Raw genomic sequence first — 20191 nt, forward strand, 5'->3', positions numbered from 1 at the left:
GTCCTGAGAGAACTATGGCATTTCTCCGGTAAAAATAGAAACAATTCGCTAATATCTTTGCTTTTTCCCTAAAAAAGAACTTGTTTTTTAATACTGCTTCAATCCTGACAGCCTAAAAAAGGTCTTATTCTACCAAAAAACGGACAAAAGGGATTCTGTTATAACCGAGTTCTCTCAGAACTCGGTTGAATAATACACTCTTATTAATATTAACGACAATGTCCCGAAGAACCGTATTTAATATTCTGTTTTTCATACTCGGAGCGACAGCCTCTGCCGCTGTTCCCGACACATTGTTGTTACATATGTACGACAACCCGATGCACCACCTGTATCAGGTTCGCGAAAAGAGCGAGGAAGACCGGAGCAAATACCTGTTTAATGCCGATACATTGTTTTATAGGTATGCCACCGAAGGATATGCCGCTTTGCCGGACGAATTATACTATTATTACCATGATTATGTCTCCTATATGAGCTTGGAAGAAGCAGAAAAAGAAGTGGAGCGCATGCGTGATGCCGCCCGCCGCTATAAGAGCAAAGCGCTGGCCAACGAAGCAGACCTGATGAAAGTGTCGGTACTCGATTATTATAAAGACAGCCTTTTGCAAGTCTGCAACCGGATTGTCAGGAAAGTTGCCGTGCGGGCCGGAAAAGAGGGCGATGCCGTATCCCGAATACGGGCGATGAACTTCGATTTTATATCCAACTATCGCACCGGGCATTATGCCTATGCCTTTGCTTTCGCCCCCTGTGTCGTGGAGGAACTCAATAAACTGACTGACCGGCAATATACCGAGCGGCGGGAAATGTTTTTCCATCTGGGACGGGCCTATATGGATTTCCGCGATTATCCCCGTGCGCTCTCTTACCTTCGCGAAGCGCTGGTCGATACGACCCGTTTCTTTTTCGACCGTTCCAATATCCGCGCCCGTGTGGAGTTGGGCAACTATTTCCGTACGGAGCAGCAGCTCGACTCGTCCGATTACTATTTCCGTTCCATTATAACCAGCCGCGATATGATCAAATTCCGTCCCTATTACGATCATCTGGCCCTGGTCGAACTGGGGTATAACCTGTATTTGAGAGGATCGTACGATAACGCGGCCGATTATTACCGCTATGCCGCCGACTTTGCCTGCAAGGAGGGTTACCATACCCTGGCCGCCACGATCTTCACCGGACTGGGCGAAGTGTATCAGGTAAAGAAAGACCCGGTGCAGGTAAAAGCCATGATCGACTCGGCCTTTGTCTACCTGCACAAAGGAAAGGCCGGAGCCGACAATTCCGTGTATTTCCGGTTGTATCCGTTGATGTATAAATATTATGCGGAGAAGGGCAATATGCCGTTGTTTCAGGCTTACCTCGATTCGGCAACCGTTGTCCGTCACCGGCGGGAAGAACGGTTCAATGCACAGGTATTGCTCCGGGCCGAACAGGAGGTGGCGGCACAGCAGGAGGAGACGGCTGCCCACCGGATCGCCGTGCAACGCCGGTTACTGGGATGGATTACGGCCGGCTGTGTGTTGCTTGCTGCCGGATTGCTTGTATTATGGATGTTCTACCGGCAGAAACGGAGCGCTTACCGTATCCTGGTAGAGCGTAGCCGCGAATGGGCCCGGAAGCAGACGATCGGGGAGTTACCGTTGTCTGTTGCCGACGACGACCGTCTGTTGATGCACCGGGTGCATGTTTTACTGGAAGAGGAACACCTTTACCGTGATCCCGACCTGACGCTCGACTCGATGGCAACCCGGCTCGATGTACACCGCAATACCCTTTCGAGAGTAATCAATCTTATCCAGAACCAAAATTTCAACCAGTATATTAACGACTTCCGCCTGCGTGAAGTGATCGAACGGCTGTCCGATCCCGCCGACCGTGCGACCATCCTCGACATTGCTTTCTCTGCCGGTTTCAGGAGCCAGCAAACATTCTACCGTCTATTCAAAACCGAAACCGGCCTTTCCCCTGCGCTCTTCCGCAAGAACAGCGTCCGGTAACCGGCATAGGTATTCTTATCATTATTCTTCCGGATAGAGGTATTCCTATCAATAGTTTATTTTTCATGGTAAAAAAGAGTTCTCAAATTGTAATTTGGGAAGAATTGTTCAGATGGAAAACGGATATTTGGACAAATTCATAATAATAACAATACAAGATGATGAAAACAAAGAACCTACTTCTGATTGCCATTGCAGTTCTATCACTGTTCGGCTGCAAGTATGATGATGACGCCATTTGGGATGCCGTCAGGAACCTGGAAGAGCGCCTTATTAATTTAGAAACATGGCAGAAACAAGCCAGTGAAGAAATCGCTCTTTTGAAGGCAATAACCGATGAGAGCGACTATATTCTTTCTGTCGTTCCCGTTATGGAGGGCGAAACCCAAAAGGGATATACTATTACTTTTAAAAAGAGTGGAACCATCACCCTATTGAATGGTCAGAAAGGCGACAAAGGGGATAAAGGCGACACTCCGCTTATCAGCCTGAAACAAGAAAAAGACGGTAACTGGTATTGGACGCTGAACGGCTCCCTGATGACCGATGCCTCCGGTGCACCTATTCGAGCCAACGGAACCAACGGAACCAACGGCACTTCGGCCCCGACACCGCAACTGAAAACGGGCCGTCAGTTAAAAGTCGATTCCGTTGCCGGCACCTGGCAGGACGACGCCTTCTACCTCTCGGTTGATAATGGAAAGACATGGAATAAAGTGTCCGGTGATAAAGGTGACAAAGGTGATAAAGGCGATAAAGGTAACACCGGCGATCCCGGAACTGGCTCGTCTTCTATTAAAATAACAGATGATTCCAACTATGACTATGTCATATTTGACGTGAATGGAGATAAGATAAAGGTTCCACGCTATGATGTAACACTGTCGCTGGTTGTGAAAGACGGAAAAGGCCTGATAATACCTAGAGGAGAAATACGGTCAGTGAAATTCGAAGGAACCTTAAATGTTTCCTTCTCTGACCTATCAGAAGGTTCCTTGGTAATAAGTGTGAACCGTTCGAATAATTCTTGGGGTCTACAAGAAGAACCTAACTCCAGCCGTACTATCAAAGCCCCAAGTAAAGACGATTGCCAATCAGACCCGGATAAGGCCGAGTGTAAAGTGATTGTTACAGTTAAAAACAAAATTGGAGAAACATCCGAGTATACCTTCTTCTTGGTAGCTTCCGACTTTCTCTATTGCAAAGCCAATAACCTGTCATCCATGTTGGAAAACTACCGCGATCAGGCGAATTATCTGAAAGTCAGTGGAAGATTGACATCTGAGCATATGAATGAAATCCAAAAGTTACCACTAGAGGGGATAGATCTGGAAGATGCGACCTTGGAGGGGAATGCTATTCCCGATAATTACTTCTCTGGAAAAACAAATCTGACCACCGTGAAGCTACCGGAGAAATGTTATACGATCGGTACTGGTGCTTTTTCAGGCTGCACTTCTTTAAAGGAGATTGAATTACCTAAGTATTTGAAAACCATTGGAAATAATGTCTTTTCAGGCTGCACTCCCTTGGCGTCTATAAGTTGTTGGAATAGTGCTCCACCACAGGCTGCTGCTTCCAACTATTCTTTAGGCGAGGGCCTGAGTAGTCTTAAAAAAATATACGTGCCGACGCTATATGTAGATCTGTATAAGGGTGATAAGTTCTGGAAGCAGTATGAAAGTCTGATAGAAGGCAAAGCGATACCTCAATGAACGAATGCTGTTCATCTGTCGGTAAGGTTCCGGTTAATAAGGAAATAACCCTGAAACCGAATCTGTCCGATAACCGACATAGCTATTCTTATCATATTTTTCCCGGATAAAGGTATTCTTATCAAGCTCTTATTTTTTTTGAAAAAAAGAGTTCTCAAATTGTAATCTGGGAAGAATTGTTCGGAAGAAAAATAAACATTTGTACAAGTTTCTGAGGCTTTGCCAAGGAACATATGTCAAACCTTTTAAATATTTAAGTATTATGGATTACAAGTTTACTATTATCAATCAGACCGGTTCGCCGATCACAGTGAATGCTTTCGATGAGGACAAAGCAGATTGGACAAATCAAAAAGATCCTGAAACAGTTATTCTTCATGCAGAAATTTCTACTTCTCACACATTCTATCTTTCGGGTAAAGCGTTTGCTTCTGACCCATGGTTTAAAATGGAAGTAAAAAATAGTGCAGGAGAAACAATTGCTACTCTTTACACTAAATTTGATGGGAATACACTCCATGAAATAGTGATAAATAGTGACTATGATTGTGTAGACTCTAATCATGTGATTGTACGTGATTATTCGAATAAAGATGACTATTCTTATTCGATCGCTCGAAAATGAAACTAAGCTGAAAGGATACTTTTCAGCCCGTTGTTGAACTGTATTCGATCCGTCACAGAACCCTATTCAGTCCGTCACTGAATCACATTCGGTCCGTCACTGAATAGGGAACCTCTTTATAAGGAATATTCGTATATAAACACAATATAAATTATGGCATTTTTTAAGAGAGTTCAACAGAAAATTAACGGGCTTTGGTATCCGAAGTCCGTTACAGTGGGCAAGCCCGTCAACACCAACCAGGTGTCGGCACGGCTGGCCGAAATATCAACCGTCAGCCCTGCCGACACCTTCGCCGTACTGAAATGCCTCGGCGGTGTATTGGGCGACTTCATGGCGCAGGGCCGTACCGTCAAACTGGACGGGCTGGGCACCTTTTACTTAACCGCCGTTGCCACCAAACAGGGTGTCGATTCGCGGGAAAAGGTAAAAGCCTCTCATATTATCGGCACGCGTGTCCGGTTTATCCCTGAAACGACTCGTACCAGTGGCCGGAAGGTAGCTACCCGTTCCCTCATCTCCAACGATATCTTCTGGGAAGAATGGGGCGGCACCGAATCTCCCGACTCTCCCGATACTCCTGACCCCGACGACCGCCCGGTAATTGAATAACCGCCCGACGATCGCATGGCCTGGTGGCACCACCTCTATCAGGGGCAGACTGTAACAATTTCTTCCATCCTGTCAATAAACAATGGCGTTCTTTGACAGGATGGGATTGGAGAAAAGAATATATTTGTTATATTTGCGAGTGAAAATAGTAACAACAAATCACCTCTTTATGGAACAATCAGATAATATGGTAAGCAACTTCATTGAGAAGTTTTCTCCCCATTTATTTTGGGATACTGATCGGAGTAAACTGGATTGGACAAAGCATCGTTCTTATATTGTAGAACGTGTTCTGGAATACGGTTTATTTTCGGACTGGCAACTTCTCCGCAGCAGGTTATCTGTCACCGAAATAGCGAAACTGGCCAAACAGTTCCGCCAACTCGATACAAAAACCCTTGCCTTTATTTCTGCGATATCAAATACTCCTAAAGAAGAATTCAGATGTTACAATACCAAACAATCGAACCAGCCACACTGGAACTTCTAAGAGATTTACTGGCTATCCCCGAATTTAAAAATTTACGACTGGCAGGAGGAACCTCTCTGGCTCTCCAGATTGGGCATCGTAAATCCATAGACCTCGATTTATTCGGAGCAATTGAAATTGAACCGAATGAAATATTGGATATACTCAATTCTATTGGTAGCTTGACTACCATCAGGAATATGAGAAATATCCACGTATTTATGATTAACGGAATAAAAGTCGACATCATAAATTATTCTTATCCTTGGTTACATCAAGCAAATAAAGCAGATGGTTTACGTTTGGCGTCTATTGAAGACATTGCAGCTATGAAATTAGCAGCAATAGCCGGACGCGGTACCCGGAAAGATTTTATAGACATTCATTTTCTTCTCAGACAATTTTCTTTACAGGAAATGCTGGATCTGTACACTGCCAAATATGCAGATGGCTCCGTATTTATGATCCTGAAAAGTCTGATTTATTTTGATGATGCCGAAAATGATCCGGAACCTTTTATGTTTGAAGCCATCGATTGGAATCTGGTTAAATCTGAACTCCGCGATGAAGTTGCCAGGCTGACTTAATTCCTTATAATATCCTTATTCCCCAATCGTATCTGTAACCTATAGCAGATGGTGGAATGGTTTCAAAGTAACAGAACCGCTATATTTATAGACTGAACATGCTATATGATAATATTTTTTGTACCTTTGCGAATCAAAAAATAACGGGCTGGCTGGCCTGTATTTAATAAGGATATAATTAGAACAAAACAATATGGAAATTGCAAGTAAGTACAACCCCGCCGAAGTAGAGGGAAAGTGGTATCAGTATTGGTTGGATAACGGCTTCTTCAAGTCGAAACCAGACGGCCGTGAGCCGTACACAATCGTCATTCCGCCCCCTAACGTCACCGGCGTACTTCACATGGGACACATGCTTAACAATACCATTCAGGATATTCTGATTCGCCGTGCCCGTATGCTGGGTAAGAATGCTTGCTGGGTGCCCGGTACCGACCATGCCTCTATCGCAACCGAAGCGAAGGTGGTGAACAGACTGGCGCAGCAGGGCATCAAGAAAACAGACCTGACCCGCGACGAGTTCCTGAAACATGCCTGGGAATGGAAGGAAGAACACGGAGGTATCATCCTGAAACAGTTGCGTAAACTGGGTGCATCTTGCGACTGGGACCGTACGGCTTTCACGATGGACGAAAAACGTTCGGAAAGCGTATTGAAAGTATTCGTAGACCTGTTTGAAAAGGGATTGATCTACCGCGGTGTACGTATGGTAAACTGGGATCCGAAAGCCCTGACTGCTCTTTCCGATGAAGAAGTGATCTATAAGGAAGAACATAGCAAACTGTTTTACCTGCGTTATAAAATAGAAGGCGAAGACGGTTATGCCGTAGTGGCGACTACTCGCCCGGAAACGATCATGGGCGATACTGCCATGTGTATCAATCCGAACGACCCGAAGAACCAGCATTTGAAAGGTAAGAAAGTGATCGTTCCGCTGGTAAACCGTGTGATCCCGGTTATCGAAGACGATTATGTAGATATCGAATTCGGTACAGGTTGCCTGAAAGTAACTCCGGCACACGACGTAAACGACTATATGCTGGGCGAGAAATATAACTTGCCTTCCATCGATATTTTCAACGATAACGGTACCTTGAGTGAAGCGGCCGGCTTGTATATCGGCATGGATCGTTTCGACGTTCGCGAACAGATCGAAAAAGACCTGGCTGCTGCCGGCTTGCTGGAAAAGGTAGAAGCATACGAAAACAAAGTAGGCTATTCTGAGCGTACCAGTGTGCCTATCGAACCGAAGCTGTCTATGCAGTGGTTCCTGAAGATGGAACATCTGGCGCAGATCGCCCTCGAACCGGTGATGAAGGATGATATCAAATTCTATCCACCCAAGTTCAAGAATACATACCGTCACTGGATGGAAAATATCAAGGACTGGTGTATCAGCCGTCAGTTATGGTGGGGACACCGTATCCCGGCTTATTACCTGCCGGAAGGTGGTTACGTTGTAGCTGAAACAGCGGAACGGGCTCTGGAACTGGCAAAAGAAAAGACCGGTAACGCTTCCCTGACAATGGCAGACCTTCGTCAGGATGACGATTGTCTGGATACCTGGTTCTCTTCCTGGTTATGGCCGATCTCTTTGTTTGATGGTATCAATAATCCGGATAATGAAGAAATCAACTATTATTATCCGACCAGCGACCTGGTAACAGGGCCGGATATTATCTTCTTCTGGGTGGCCCGTATGATTATGGCCGGCTACGAATACCGGAAAGATATGCCGTTCAAGAATGTTTACTTTACCGGTATCGTTCGTGATAAGCTGGGACGTAAGATGTCCAAGTCGTTAGGTAACTCTCCCGACCCGCTGTTGCTGATCGAACAGTACGGAGCCGATGGCGTTCGTATGGGGCTGATGATGGCTGCACCTGCCGGAAACGATATTCCTTTCGATGAGGCATTATGTGAACAAGGACGTAACTTCAACAACAAGATATGGAATGCCTTCCGCCTGATCAAAGGTTGGACGGTAGACGATACGATTGCCCAACCAGAAGCTTCGGCTACTGCCGTTAAATGGTTCAAGATGCAGTTGGATAAGACAATAGCCGAAGTGAACGACTCGTTCGACAAATATCGTTTGAGTGAGGCGATGATGGCTGTTTATAAACTGTTCTGGGATGAGTTCTCTTCCTGGTATCTGGAAATGATCAAGCCGGGTTACCAGCTGCCGATCGATAAGGCAACTTACGATGCGACTCTTGGTTTCTTCGATGCCTTGCTTCGTTTGCTTCATCCGTTCATGCCGTTTATCACGGAAGAATTGTGGCAGGCGCTGGAACTGCGTAAAGAAGGCGAAAGCCTGATGGTTGCTTTGATGCCGGAAGTTGCGCCGGTGGATAGCGCTTATCTGGAATCGTTCGAGATCGTCAAAGAGATTGTAAGTGGTGTACGTACCATCCGTTTGCAGAAGAATATACCGAATAAGGATACACTTGAATTGCAGGTGTTGGGTGATCATAGCGATGCATTCAATCCCGTTATTTCCAAGATGTGTAACCTGACGGATATTATCAGGACAGATGATAAGGCTGCCGGTGCGGTTTCCTTCCTGGTTCGTACTACGGAATATGCAGTACCTCTGGGCAACATGATTAATGTGGAAGAAGAACTGGCTAAACTGGCGGAAGAACTGAAATATCAGCAAGGCTTCCTGGCTTCCGTTGCCAAGAAGTTGAGCAACGAAAGCTTTGTAAGCAAAGCGCCTGCCAAGGTAATCGAAATGGAACGCAAGAAACAGGCAGATGCCGAAAGTAAGATCAAATCGATTGAAGAAAGCATTGCTGCCCTGAAAAAGTAAGGGAAGGTTTCTTTATAAAGATATAAAACATCCATGTTTGCTCCTTATTTGGACAAATATGGATGTTTTCGTTTAAATTCCTGGAATAAAAGGAATAATCTATTTGTTTTTTGCTAACTTGCAGGCCTTGATTGTACAAGTTTTGCGGGAAATGAGGGTAATTAGAGGGTATTTGTTAATCTTTTTAGTTTTTGTGTGGGGCTGTACCCTTCCATTAACTATATACGGCGCTGAAGTGATAGAAAAAACGCCTTCACTGGATTCGCTCTTTGCGTTGGCGCAAGCGAATGTTCAACAACAGAAAGGGTTTGATTATACGACACAGTTACTGGAACTGTCCAGGCAGCAAAAAGACAGGCTTCAGGAAGCCAATGCCATGTTTTGTTATGTACGGTATTATTACTCCAAGAATCCGGACAGTATGTATTTCTGGATGCAAAAAGCTTTGCCTTTATTTCTGGAACAGGAGAGGTATGTCGAATATTTCCGGATGAAAGCCTGGTATATTTATGTGCTGAACCGGACGAAAAGGAATGAAGAAGCGCTGAAATACGTATCCGGCCTGAGGGAAGAGGCCGGTCGTTTGAAATTCCCGGAAGGAATGGAGATGGCCAACCAGGCATTGGCCGATTTCTATTTATCCAATAATTTAGGTGAAGAAGGAGTGGCTTTATACGAGGAAGTGATCCGGAGTATGGAGATGCGGAATGCCCCGCTCATCAAAAGGATCAATATTGTCAGGCAGCTGATGAACAAAGCGCTCGACCCGGATATCCGGATGAAATACGTAAAGCGGCTGGATGATTATATACATATATGTAAGAGCAGGAATATGGACTGGCTGGATGAAGAGATACCTCTCTATTATCTGGAATATGTCGCACACCGGCATTATGCTATCGAATATATAAAGAGGAATGAACTTCAGGAGGCCTTGTCTCATCTGAAAAAGGCAGAAGAACTGTTGGGGCAGCATGAGATGTTCAGTTATAAGAATGAATTGCTGACCATTTACGGATATTATTACAAACAAAGCAAACAGTATAACCGCGCGTTGGTTGTTTACGATTCTTTATTGCCGCTTTGGCGTAAGCGGAATACGATGGACTCTTATCTGGAAACATTGCAGGATAAAGCAGACGTTTTGTTGGAAAGCGGAAGAGACAGAGCAGCATCGCTGGCCTATAAAGAATATGCTTTCCTGAACGATTCTTTATCGAAAGTCCGCTTCTATGACGAGCTGGCAGAAATGAAAACGCAGCATGAGGTGGATAAGCTGGAACTGAAAAATAAGCAGATGGATCTGGAAGTAGCCCAGGCGCATTCCCATCTCCTGCAAATGGGGGGAGGAGCGGCTCTTTTATTTGTCTTATGTTGTTTGCTGGGATATATATCGTATAGCCGCCATCGCTATGGTCAGCAATTGAAAGTGGCAAAGGAAAAGGCGGAAGAAGCCGACCGGATGAAATCGGCATTCCTGGCTAATATGAACCATGAGATACGTACGCCGTTGAATGCCATTGTCGGTTTCTCGCAGGTACTGGTAGATGAAGATGATTTGGAAACGCGTCAGGAATATGCGGATATTATCCAAAGTAACAATGAATTGCTTCAGCGTTTGATCGCGGATGTCCTCGATATTTCGAAGATAGAATCCAACACGATGGCTTTGACTTATGCCGAACATGATCTTCCCGTCCTGATGAAAGAGATATATAATGTAATACGGCTCAGGATGCCGGAGGAGGTGGAGCTGGAACTTAATGAATGCCCGCCGCAACTTTTTTGTACAGATCGTAATCGTCTTACGCAAATTCTTACTAACTTGCTGACCAATGCGATTAAGCATACGGAAAAAGGTTTTATCCGCTTTGGTTATCAGGTAACCGCAACTGATATTATCTTTTCAGTGGAAGATTCGGGAGAAGGTATTCCCGAAGATAAGTTGGAAAAGATATTCAGCCGTTTCGTTCAGTTGAATGACTGGAGTAAAGGGGTAGGACTGGGGTTGGCAATTTGTAAAGGCCTTATTACTCAGATGGGTGGGACGATCAGTGTCTCTTCCGTGTTTGGTGAAGGTTCCACTTTTACGGTTGTGCTGCCTCTGAAGAAACCGTAATATATTATTTACATTAATTATACCATGAAGAATTCTAGAAGAAACTTTTTTAGACAAGGACTTGCCGGAGCCATATTGTTAGGGTCGGCAGGTGTAGTAAAAGCCGGCTTACCGGACAGGATCATTCCCAAGGCTGCGAAGTCTGTAAATCCCTGGCATCTGGGGATGGCGGGCTATACATTTGTTAATTTTGATTTGGATACTACACTAAAGACTTTGGAGAGACTCGATATTCATTATCTTTGTATCAAGGATTTCCATTTGCCGTTTGATAGTACGGATGAGCAGATCAAGGCATTTCATGAAAAATGTGCTGCCCATAAAGTAACAGGATATGCCGTAGGGCCTATCTATATGAAGAGTGAAGAGGAAATCGACCGGGGTTTCGAGTATGCGAAACGTGTAGGGGTGAAGTTGATTGTGGGCGTACCCAATTACGAATTGCTTCCTTACGTGGACAAGAAAGTAAAGGAGTATGATTACCATTATGCGATCCATTTGCATGGGCCCGATATTAAAACTTATCCGGATGCAACGGATGTATGGGAGCATACGAAAGACCTGGATCCGCGTATCGGAATGTGTCTGGATATTGGCCATGATCTGCGTAACGGCTGTAACCCGGTTACCGACCTGAAGAAATATCATACCCGGGTGTTCGATATGCATATTAAGGATGTAACGGATTCGTCGAAAGCGGGTGTAGGCATAGAGATCGGTCGCGGAAAGATCGACTTCCCGGCATTGATGAAGATGATGCGCGAAGTGAACTATACCGGTATGTGCAGCCTGGAATACGAGAAGGATATGAAAGATCCTTTCCTCGGGATCGCAGAGTCGATCGGCTATTTCAAGGCGGTGAGCGATATTGTATAATGTAGGGGCGGACTTTGTTCCGCCCTCTTTTAAACAGAAGAGTGATGAGAAGTGCGTTTTATTTGTTGGCAATTTGCCTGTTGACATCTTGTAGTTCGATCAACTATATGGCGATTGAAACATACAATCCGGCCGAAATAACTTTCCCGGGGAATGTCGGTAAGATACTGGTAGTGAATAATGCAGTACCTCAGCCCGATGATGTAGGCTGCCAGCTAAGCTTGTTCGGTACAAAGCAGGATACCTGTCATGTAAAGGTCGACAGCGCCTTGTTTGATGCTTGTCGCGGATTGGGGAAAGCGATGGTCGACGTTTCTTTCTTTAATGATGTGCTTCTTTATCAGGATGCAACCCGCAAGGATGATGTTTATTATGAAGATAAGAAACTGACTCAGGAGGAGGTCGATGCTTTATGTGATGAAACGGGAGCTGATGCGGTAGTATCGCTGGATCGTATGTTATTCGAGTCTGCAAAAGATGTCGTTGCATTTGCGGAAGGCTATGTGGCCGGAGATATCAGTGTGAAGATGTCGGGAGTAATACGTGCTTATCTGCGTAACAGGCCTAATCCTCTGGCGACTGTTTATGTGACCGACAGCCTTTTCTTTTCGGAAAGTTCTTATAATCAGATCCTGTTGGATCAGATGTTGCCAACGATGGAAAGTGCCGTACGTACGTCGGCCGAGTATATCGGTATGAGAACCAGTCCTAATTTTGTTCCTCACTGGACCCAGGAAACCCGCTGGTTCTATTCCGGCATGGGAGCACGCTGGAAGGAAGCCACTGCTTATGCCCGGACGGAGAAGTGGGATAAGGCGGCCGAGCGGTGGGAACATCTATACAATAATTCCAATAGTTGGAAGACGCAGGCGAAAGCTGCATCGAACATCGCTTTGGGATATGAGATGAAAAGTGAACTGAAGGAGGCATATGAATGGGCTAAGAAGTCGCATGAGTTATTTAAAAAGAACGAAGGCGGCGAGAGTAAGAATGCCAGTCTTTTATACCTTTACGTAGAGGCTTTGATGAACCGGATACGCTCCGATAAAAAACTTAATATGCAATTTGGAGAATAATATCATATATTCTCCGAATTATTATTACTTTTGACAGACGATTCAAAAAGAATAAAAAAAGAGTTATGAGTGCAAATAATGCAAAGATTCAGTCTGTCCTGGAGACAACCTTTACTTCCGCTATCGGAAAACTGACTGCCGACGATTCCAATAGCTATCACAGTGATCTATATGTCCAGGCAGACCCTGAAAGCGGGGAGCTGCAAATCTATGATGAAGAAGAGCGGTTGCTGGACAAGACAATCGTATTCGACTGGGTAGACTGTCCCTGTGATGAAGATAAATTCAATAAACAGGTAGCCAACACCCTGAAATCTGTGCTGACTCTTTTAGTGGCAAAAAATATTTTTGACAGTCCTCATATTACGAAACCTTTCTCTGTAAGCTTAACAGATGAGGATTTCGTTGTAATAGAGGAACTTCTCTTTCTTGACGATGAAGTTTTGCGTGCCGACGATCCGCTGTTGAAAGATTTAGATGCAGATTTAGATGATTTTTTAGCCAAACTTCTTTCAGATGTCGAATAGAGTTTTTACATTTGTGCCCGAATTGAAAAACAAGTAACAAAGAATATATATTCAATGTTGCCGAAATAGCTCAGTTGGTAGAGCAACGCATTCGTAATGCGTAGGTCGCCGGTTCAAGTCCGGCTTTCGGCTCACAATCTCAGGCAGTTATCCAGGAAAGATAACTGCTTTTTTTATTGCTTTTCTGTGCTTTTCGCAGTTTGTTTATACCTGCATTTTTCTACTAATTACGATTTTAAAGTAATCAATACAACAAAATGGATAAAAAAGAAGTGATTTTCGTACTCTTAAATGAGTTTGCCGATTGGGAAGGAGCTTATATCGCTACCTGTCTGAATTTGGGAGTAAAGCCCGGAAGCCCGGTCAACTATATAGTAAAGACAATGTCTGTAACGAAAGACCCTGTTATGTCGATAGGTGGCTTTAAAGTATTGCCCGATTACGACGTAAATGATATGCCAAAGGATCATTCCGGATTGATATTGATTGGCGGCATGCGTTGGTTCTCGCCCGAAGCAGTACAAATCGTTCCGCTTGTCGAGGAAGCAATCAGGGAGAATAAATTGGTTGCCGGAATATGCAATGCTTCGGTATTTCTTGGGGCAAACGGATTTCTAAACAATGTAAAGCATACAAGCAACGGATTGGATTATCTGAAACAATATGCAGGAGAGAAATATACAGGAGAAGCCGGCTATGTAAACAAACATGCTGTAAGAGACGGAAATATTGTGACTGCCAATGGTACCGCTCCATTGGATTTCTGCCGTGAAATCTTGTATGCATTAGATGCTGATACACCTGAAATAATAGAAGAAAGCTATCAGTTTTACACGAATGGCCTATCGCCGAGGTAATCATGTAAAATAAGGTAATATACCCTTCACTCTTCACTTTTTATATGGTAATCTATTGATTATTATTTATTTAATAATGAGTGTGCAGGGTGAATGGTTTAATAGAAAGGTGAATGGTTTAATCTAACCCTTCACCTTTCTGTATATAGCATGTCTCCGGTAACTTAAATAGTATCTTTCCCCTTATTATCCATTACCATCAAACCTATTACAAACTAACTCTTTAGTTATTACTTATAAATCCGGAGAGCATCATCGTTACGCATTGTGACCTATGTCGTTAAGTAAATGAGTCGTAATATCCGGCTTAATCGGTCGTAGCTCTTTATTTAGTAATCAATAGTATAAGTCATTAAAGTAACTAATCTAAAAGAGACTATGGTGAAGGGTTTATACAAACTATTCACCTTTTCAGGAAACCATTCACTCAAAAATAGAAACTTTATGCGTTGATATATATAATGTTTTATCCTTATTAGTGAAGGGTGAATGGTTTTTATTATATAAAAGTAGGATGATATGAGTATTTCACATATTGCCAGTTTTGAGTCTTTGATAATAGCGACCGGTTGTAACTGTCTCCCCTCTTGAGAGGGGGAAGGGGGTGTGTTATAATACTGCCTATAAACGGGCCTTAATTAATAACACATTAATATATTTAAGCCATACATATGTTTTTTGCCGGTTTTATTTACTGGCATTTACACACCCCCTACCCCCTCTCAAGAGGGGAGCTGGTTACCATCAGTCACTAATCAGATAGCTCAGTTTTTTCTAATTGTGGACATCATTCATTATTAATTCCGTCAATAGATCATTTTTTTATTTCCGTATGCCTGAAAGTTTTTATCTTTGTCCTGTAAATCATCATTATCTATGAATATATGAATGAAACCATTCTGAACGGTTTGTTGAATCTGTTTGCTGTTTTTGCTTCGGCTGTGCGTATCGAGGAGCAGCAGGCAAGCCGTGCGGTTCATTTTTATTTATCCAGCCATTTCGGTGTTCGTTCCCATAAAGAGTATATCGAGTTATATAGTGAGTTGCGCAGTCTGTACGACGACTCGCTTTTTCCTGTAGATAAGGAGAGTGTGGTACGCAATATCTGCGAACAGATGAAGGTGAAGCTGATGGCGGAAGAGCAACTGCTTCTTCTGGTCCGGTTTGTGGAGTTTGCCTATTCGAACAGTGAAGAGTTTGAGAATCATTTACCTCTCTTTCATATTGTAGCGGAGATTTTTGCTATCCCGCAGGAGGAGTTTGACGACATACTGGCCTTTATTACCGGAAAGCCCTCTTCTTCTTTGCTTACTATCAGCGGGGAAGAAACGACGACTGAAAATCATATCACCCGCAAGGGAATGGACGGTTTTATCCGTGTCCTTTTTATCCGGCGGTTTGATAAGCAGATCTTTACTTACTACGGTACGGGAGTCGTTTTCATGAACGATATTCCTTTGTCGCCGGGTATCTTTTATGCCTGGCAACATAGTAGCGTGCTGAAAGGGCCTTTGTTTCTTCCGGTCTATTACAGTGACCTGCTGACTGTTTATAATAAGAATGAACGGAAAGAAACGATCTATCTGAACGGTAGAGATTTGAATTTTACTTTTAAGAATAGCAGTAACGGATTACATAACTTTTCCTTCAATCTGGAGTCGGGACAGTTGGTTGCCATCATGGGAGGAAGCGGAGTGGGGAAATCCACTTTGCTGGGTATCATGAACGGGAATATTCATCCGGACGAAGGTAGTATAACCGTGAACGGTTATCCGCTGGATGCCCCGGAAGCCCGTCAACTGATCGGTTTTGTTCCGCAGGATGACTTGCTGATAGAGGAACTTACCGTTTATCAGAACCTCTGGTTTACGGCCCGTCTCTGTTTTGCCCGCCTTTCAGATACGGAAATCAAGGAAAGGGTCGATGATGTGCTGAAGGAGTTAGACCTGGAAGGAATAAAAGACCTCGAAGTGGGTTCCCCTATCCGCAAAACGATCAGTGGTGGACAACGAAAACGGTTGAATATAGCCCTCGAACTGATCCGTGAGCCGGCTATCCTGTATCTGGACGAACCGACTTCCGGCTTATCTTCATCCGACTCCGAGAAGGTTATCATGCTGTTGAAGGAACAGACGCACCGGGGAAAGCTGGTTGTTGTAAATATCCACCAGCCCTCGTCTGAAATCTATAAGTTATTCGATCGCCTTTGGTTGCTGGATAGGGGCGGTTATCCTATTTATGACGGTAATCCGATCGAAGCGATAATCTATTTCAAACAAGCGGCTAAATATACCGATCCGGATATCAGCGTTTGCAGTACCTGCGGCAATGTAAATCCGGAGCTGATCCTGAATATTATCGACTCAAAGAAGATCGACGACTCCGGTAACCAGACGAATATCCGGAAGTTTACCCCCGAAGAATGGCATGAAAAATATGTATCTTCGCGTCCCTCTTATGGGGCGGTCGAGGAAAAGGAGTTGCCGGATAGTAAGCAGAAAAAGCCTACCTGGTTCAAACAATTCTGTATCTTCCTGGAACGGAATGTCCGGACGAAGCTGGTTAATAAACAGTATCTGGCCATTATGCTGCTGGAAGCTCCTTTACTGGCGTTGATTGTTGCCCTGCTTACCCGCTATGTCGATGGTGACGAATATACCTTGCTTGCCAATAAGAATTTTGTGTCTTACATCTTCATGTCGGTTATCGTAGTCACTTTTATGGGATTAAGTATAAGTGCCGAAGAGATCATCAAAGACCGGCCTGTCCTGAAACGGGAGCATTTTCTGCGGTTGAGCCGTAGCAGTTACCTTACGTCGAAGATGGTCTATCTGTTGGGAGTATCGGGACTTCAATCCTTGCTTTTCATTTTGGTAGGAAATACGATTATGGGGGTAGGATGGGAGATGTTCAGTGTTTGGTGGAGTATCCTTTGGGCAACTTCTTTTCTGGCCAACCTGACAGGGTTGATCCTGTCGCAGTCGATGAATTCGGTGGTGGCTATTTATATAACGATCCCTCTTCTGCTGATCCCTCAGATATTGCTTTGCGGGTTGGTAATCAAGTTTGATGATCTGAATACCCGTGCTTCGAAAGAAAATAAGGTGCCGTTGATCGGAGAGATGATCCCTTCGCGTTGGGCTTTCGAAGCATTGATGGTAGAACAGTTTGCCGATAATACCTATAATCAGGCTTACTTTCCGATAGAGAGGGAAAAATATCTGGCACAGTATTACGAAAATATACATTCGAAAGAGGTACGTCGCCTGGCTGAACAACTGGAAGGGAAAGATGATCCGGATAAACGTCTGACGGTAGAAAACGAACTTGCCGTATTGGGACGTGCCGCCCGTATCGCTCCCCGTGCTAAAGGAGAAACTTACCTGTCGTATCTGGATAAGGTGGATAAGGCTCTACATGAGCGTGCGCATAACTTTACTGCCTACCTGGATCAGGTGCAAGAGGAAGATATACGTGATAAAGGGGCCGAATGGATCACCGACCAGAAGAAAAAGCATCATAATTCGGCAATCGAAGACTTGGTGATGGGAGCCGGAGGCCGTAGTTTTTATAAGGAGTACGGACATCGTATTTACCCTGCAATCGGACAGATTTATGTTATGCCGGACAATCCGTATGGCAGGGCTCCTTTCTATGCTTATGAGAAAAATCTGGGCGGTATATTAATTTCTACCTATAATTTTAATTTATTGATTATAGGTTTCTTTGCATTATTAGCTATTATCGCTATATTCGCAGAGTTTCCGGGACGTTTCATGAAAGAAGAATAAAAAAGCTGGAATATAAATTATTAAATAAAGTAACATGAAAAAGAGTGTATTAAGCGTGCTTGCGATAGCCGCATTAATGGTAGGCATGGTTTCCTGCAATGGTGCTAAGAAATCGAATGATGCCGAGAAAACGGAAGAAGCTGCCGTTATAGCCGGTAAAGCTCCCAAAGATTTGTTAACAGAGGAAGTAAAACAGGAAACTGTTAAGTTTTTGGCTGATATGCCGGAGTCGGAAATTCCTTATCGTTTGTCCAGCGGTGAAATTCAGGTGAAAGTGGCGGATTTGACTTATATGTTACCCGTTGCCAAAGCTGCAGAACTGAGCACAGCCACTCTGAAAGCACGTGCACTCGGTATGTATATGGCTGATTACAACGTATTGAAAGCCATCGGTCAGTCTACAGCAGAAGTAGAAGGAGCCATCGTTAAGTTGGCTACCGACCTGAATGTTTCTTTCGTTCTGGATATCCTGAAAGAACAGGCTCCGAAAGATGCAACTAAAGAGCAATTGCAGGCTTTCATGAATGCACAGGAAGATAAGATCATCGACAAGATGGCTGCAGAAAATAAGATCGATGTACAGATTGAAATCCTGGGCGCATCTTCTGCCGAATATGCTTGCCTGCTGGCTAATCCTACATTGGTTGTTAAAGGAGATGCTACATCTGCCGGACTTTCTGAGAATATGCTGAAACGTGTGACTATGCTGGAAGAAGTAGTAGCCGACTTGGCTTCTTACTATCCTGACCTGCAACAGTTGGGTACAATCCTCAGCCCGTTGAAGACAAAAGTAGGTTCTATCCAGGAAGCCAGAGCTGCTAATGCAGAGATCATGGGTATCCGTGATGCTTTACTGAAATAAGTACATATATATAATGTATAGCAAAAAAGGAGATGTTCCGATTGGAACATCTCCTTTTTTATACTCTGTAAAATCTTATTTATCCCTGATAGGTAATAGATAACAAGGTGATATCATCCGATTGCACCGCTCCGACAACGAACTTACCTACCGTTTCTGTTATTTTATCAACAATCTCTTTCGGGCTTTTTCCAATCAGCTCCTGGCAGTTTTCCAGTAAACGCTGTTCGCTGTATTGCTCGTGGCGGGTATTCATAGCTTCTGTTATCCCGTCTGTATAGAGCAGTAAGTTATCGCCCGGCGATAGTTGTAACGTTTTTTCGTGATAAGTGATATTGTCTATGCTTCCCAGAATGAAATCGTTTGTCAGCGGAACAGATACGACCGTATTATCTTTTTTCATCAGGATAGGCGGATTATGGCCTGCATTGCAATAGGTGACAAGACCGGTATTCAGGTTCAGAATTCCGTAGAATACAGTCACGAACATTTCATTGGTATTTTCCTGGCAGAGGAATGCATTAGAACGCTGCATACACATAGCTGCCGAGTTTTCCGTCAAGGCTATTGTCCGGATAACCGTCCGGCTGATCGCCATAAAGATAGCTGCCGGAACACCTTTGCCTGCCACATCCGCAATAACGAAGCCCAAACGATCCTGGTCTATGCGGAAGAAATCGTAGAAGTCGCCCCCTACATATTTAGCCGCATTCATATAGGCATAGATCTCGAACGATTTCAGTTCGGGAAACGGGGGGAATGTTTTCGGCAGGATCGTTTGCTGGATCTCCTGGGCGATATGCAGGTCGTTGCGGATAGATTCCAGTTGCGTATGTTCCTGTTGTGCCTTTTTAATAAAAGAGATCTGTTCGGCAGCCTTTTCGATGGTACGTTCCAAGTCTTCCAGATTGATCGGCTTAGTCGTAAAGTCGAAGGCCCCCTGGTTCATGGCGCTACGGATATTTTCCATATCCCCGTAAGCTGAAACCATGATACATTTAAGAGCCGGATTCTGCATTTCGTTTATTTTGGCAAGCAACGTCAGTCCGTCCATTTCCGGCATATTGATGTCGCTTAGTATCACATCGAAATCCGGTTGGACAAGCATCATTTGAAGTGCTTCCAGTCCGTTGTGCGCAAAATAGAACTCATATTCTCCCTTCTTTATCTTGCGGCGGAAGTATTGGGTAAGCAACCTTTCCAGGTCTAATTCATCGTCTACACTTAATATTTTTATAGCCATGACTTTTGTCTCTC

The 20191-nt window shown here is 44.1% G+C and carries 15 protein-coding genes and 1 tRNA gene; 15 read left to right on the forward strand and 1 reads right to left on the reverse strand.

Annotated elements, in window-relative coordinates; all coding sequences use genetic code 11:
- The first annotated feature begins 218 nt into the window (after positions 1 to 218).
- The 15 genes from HMPREF1536_RS14510 to HMPREF1536_RS14580 all read left to right on the forward strand — a co-directional run bounded on the left by HMPREF1536_RS14510 (position 219) and on the right by HMPREF1536_RS14580 (position 18934).
- On the forward strand, positions 219 to 2003 hold the full coding sequence (locus tag HMPREF1536_RS14510) for a helix-turn-helix transcriptional regulator (protein WP_028728489.1): 1785 nt from the start codon (positions 219 to 221) through the stop codon (positions 2001 to 2003).
- A gap of 158 nt (positions 2004 to 2161) precedes the next feature.
- Positions 2162 to 3718 (forward strand): leucine-rich repeat protein, encoded by a 1557-nt coding sequence (locus HMPREF1536_RS26670; protein WP_028728490.1) that lies wholly within the window; start codon positions 2162 to 2164, stop codon positions 3716 to 3718.
- 262 nt (positions 3719 to 3980) lie between these two features.
- Positions 3981 to 4343 (forward strand): hypothetical protein, encoded by a 363-nt coding sequence (locus HMPREF1536_RS14520; RefSeq protein ID WP_147337510.1) that lies wholly within the window; start codon positions 3981 to 3983, stop codon positions 4341 to 4343.
- Positions 4344 to 4496: 153 nt separating this feature from the next.
- On the forward strand, positions 4497 to 4955 hold the full coding sequence (locus tag HMPREF1536_RS14525; RefSeq protein WP_044192639.1) for an HU family DNA-binding protein: 459 nt from the start codon (positions 4497 to 4499) through the stop codon (positions 4953 to 4955).
- 169 nt (positions 4956 to 5124) lie between these two features.
- Complete coding sequence (locus HMPREF1536_RS14530; RefSeq protein ID WP_225607927.1) at positions 5125 to 5445, forward strand: DUF6922 domain-containing protein; 321 nt, start codon at positions 5125 to 5127, stop codon at positions 5443 to 5445.
- Complete coding sequence (locus HMPREF1536_RS14535) at positions 5400 to 6011, forward strand: nucleotidyl transferase AbiEii/AbiGii toxin family protein (protein WP_028728493.1); 612 nt, start codon at positions 5400 to 5402, stop codon at positions 6009 to 6011. The genes HMPREF1536_RS14530 and HMPREF1536_RS14535 overlap by 46 nt, the downstream gene beginning before the upstream one ends.
- A 193-nt stretch (positions 6012 to 6204) precedes the next feature.
- The gene (locus tag HMPREF1536_RS14540; RefSeq protein ID WP_028728494.1) at positions 6205 to 8826 is read left to right on the forward strand and encodes a valine--tRNA ligase; all 2622 of its coding nucleotides are present in this window, start codon (positions 6205 to 6207) and stop codon (positions 8824 to 8826) included.
- 235 nt (positions 8827 to 9061) lie between these two features.
- Positions 9062 to 10945 (forward strand): sensor histidine kinase, encoded by a 1884-nt coding sequence (locus tag HMPREF1536_RS14545; protein WP_225607926.1) that lies wholly within the window; start codon positions 9062 to 9064, stop codon positions 10943 to 10945.
- Between the two features lie 24 nt (positions 10946 to 10969).
- Positions 10970 to 11821 carry a sugar phosphate isomerase/epimerase family protein gene (locus HMPREF1536_RS14550; protein ID WP_028728496.1) on the forward strand — a complete coding sequence of 284 codons (852 nt, stop codon included), beginning with the start codon at positions 10970 to 10972 and terminating at the stop codon, positions 11819 to 11821.
- 44 nt (positions 11822 to 11865) lie between these two features.
- Positions 11866 to 12897, forward strand: a complete 1032-nt coding sequence (locus HMPREF1536_RS14555) for a DUF6340 family protein (RefSeq protein ID WP_028728497.1) — start codon at positions 11866 to 11868, stop codon at positions 12895 to 12897.
- A gap of 65 nt (positions 12898 to 12962) precedes the next feature.
- Positions 12963 to 13424 (forward strand): hypothetical protein, encoded by a 462-nt coding sequence (locus HMPREF1536_RS14560; protein WP_028728498.1) that lies wholly within the window; start codon positions 12963 to 12965, stop codon positions 13422 to 13424.
- 59 nt (positions 13425 to 13483) lie between these two features.
- Positions 13484 to 13556 (forward strand) — tRNA-Thr (locus tag HMPREF1536_RS14565).
- 125 nt (positions 13557 to 13681) lie between these two features.
- Entirely contained in the window at positions 13682 to 14281 is a 600-nt protein-coding gene (locus HMPREF1536_RS14570; RefSeq protein WP_028728499.1) for a type 1 glutamine amidotransferase family protein, read from the forward strand.
- Positions 14282 to 15165: 884 nt separating this feature from the next.
- Positions 15166 to 18072, forward strand: a complete 2907-nt coding sequence (locus HMPREF1536_RS14575; RefSeq protein ID WP_028728500.1) for an ATP-binding cassette domain-containing protein — start codon at positions 15166 to 15168, stop codon at positions 18070 to 18072.
- 34 nt (positions 18073 to 18106) lie between these two features.
- Positions 18107 to 18934, forward strand: coding sequence for a hypothetical protein (locus HMPREF1536_RS14580; protein WP_028728501.1), 828 nt, complete (start codon positions 18107 to 18109; stop codon positions 18932 to 18934).
- A 79-nt stretch (positions 18935 to 19013) separates the two neighbouring features.
- On the opposite strand, the gene HMPREF1536_RS14585 is transcribed toward HMPREF1536_RS14580, so the two are convergent.
- Positions 19014 to 20177 carry a PP2C family protein-serine/threonine phosphatase gene (locus HMPREF1536_RS14585; RefSeq protein ID WP_028728502.1) on the reverse strand — a complete coding sequence of 388 codons (1164 nt, stop codon included), beginning with the start codon at positions 20175 to 20177 and terminating at the stop codon, positions 19014 to 19016.
- Positions 20178 to 20191: the final 14 nt, after the last annotated feature.

This window comes from Parabacteroides gordonii MS-1 = DSM 23371 (genome assembly GCF_000969825.1).
Lineage (GTDB): Bacteria > Bacteroidota > Bacteroidia > Bacteroidales > Tannerellaceae > Parabacteroides > Parabacteroides gordonii.

Bases quoted from the DNA above. Each gene is read 5' to 3' on its own strand.
- HMPREF1536_RS14555 (WP_028728497.1), top strand. From the start codon at position 11,866: ATGAGAAGTGCGTTTTATTTGTTGGCAATTTGCCTGTTGACATCTTGT.
- HMPREF1536_RS14510 (WP_028728489.1), top strand. From the start codon at position 219: ATGTCCCGAAGAACCGTATTTAATATTCTGTTTTTCATACTCGGAGCG.
- HMPREF1536_RS14520 (WP_147337510.1), top strand. From the start codon at position 3,981: ATGGATTACAAGTTTACTATTATCAATCAGACCGGTTCGCCGATCACA.
- HMPREF1536_RS14580 (WP_028728501.1), top strand. From the start codon at position 18,107: ATGAAAAAGAGTGTATTAAGCGTGCTTGCGATAGCCGCATTAATGGTA.
- HMPREF1536_RS14560 (WP_028728498.1), top strand. From the start codon at position 12,963: ATGAGTGCAAATAATGCAAAGATTCAGTCTGTCCTGGAGACAACCTTT.
- HMPREF1536_RS14540 (WP_028728494.1), top strand. From the start codon at position 6,205: ATGGAAATTGCAAGTAAGTACAACCCCGCCGAAGTAGAGGGAAAGTGG.
- HMPREF1536_RS26670 (WP_028728490.1), top strand. From the start codon at position 2,162: ATGATGAAAACAAAGAACCTACTTCTGATTGCCATTGCAGTTCTATCA.
- HMPREF1536_RS14530 (WP_225607927.1), top strand. From the start codon at position 5,125: ATGGAACAATCAGATAATATGGTAAGCAACTTCATTGAGAAGTTTTCT.
- HMPREF1536_RS14525 (WP_044192639.1), top strand. From the start codon at position 4,497: ATGGCATTTTTTAAGAGAGTTCAACAGAAAATTAACGGGCTTTGGTAT.
- HMPREF1536_RS14570 (WP_028728499.1), top strand. From the start codon at position 13,682: ATGGATAAAAAAGAAGTGATTTTCGTACTCTTAAATGAGTTTGCCGAT.
- HMPREF1536_RS14575 (WP_028728500.1), top strand. From the start codon at position 15,166: ATGAATGAAACCATTCTGAACGGTTTGTTGAATCTGTTTGCTGTTTTT.
- HMPREF1536_RS14550 (WP_028728496.1), top strand. From the start codon at position 10,970: ATGAAGAATTCTAGAAGAAACTTTTTTAGACAAGGACTTGCCGGAGCC.
- HMPREF1536_RS14535 (WP_028728493.1), top strand. From the start codon at position 5,400: ATGTTACAATACCAAACAATCGAACCAGCCACACTGGAACTTCTAAGA.
- HMPREF1536_RS14585 (WP_028728502.1), bottom strand. From the start codon at position 20,177: ATGGCTATAAAAATATTAAGTGTAGACGATGAATTAGACCTGGAAAGG.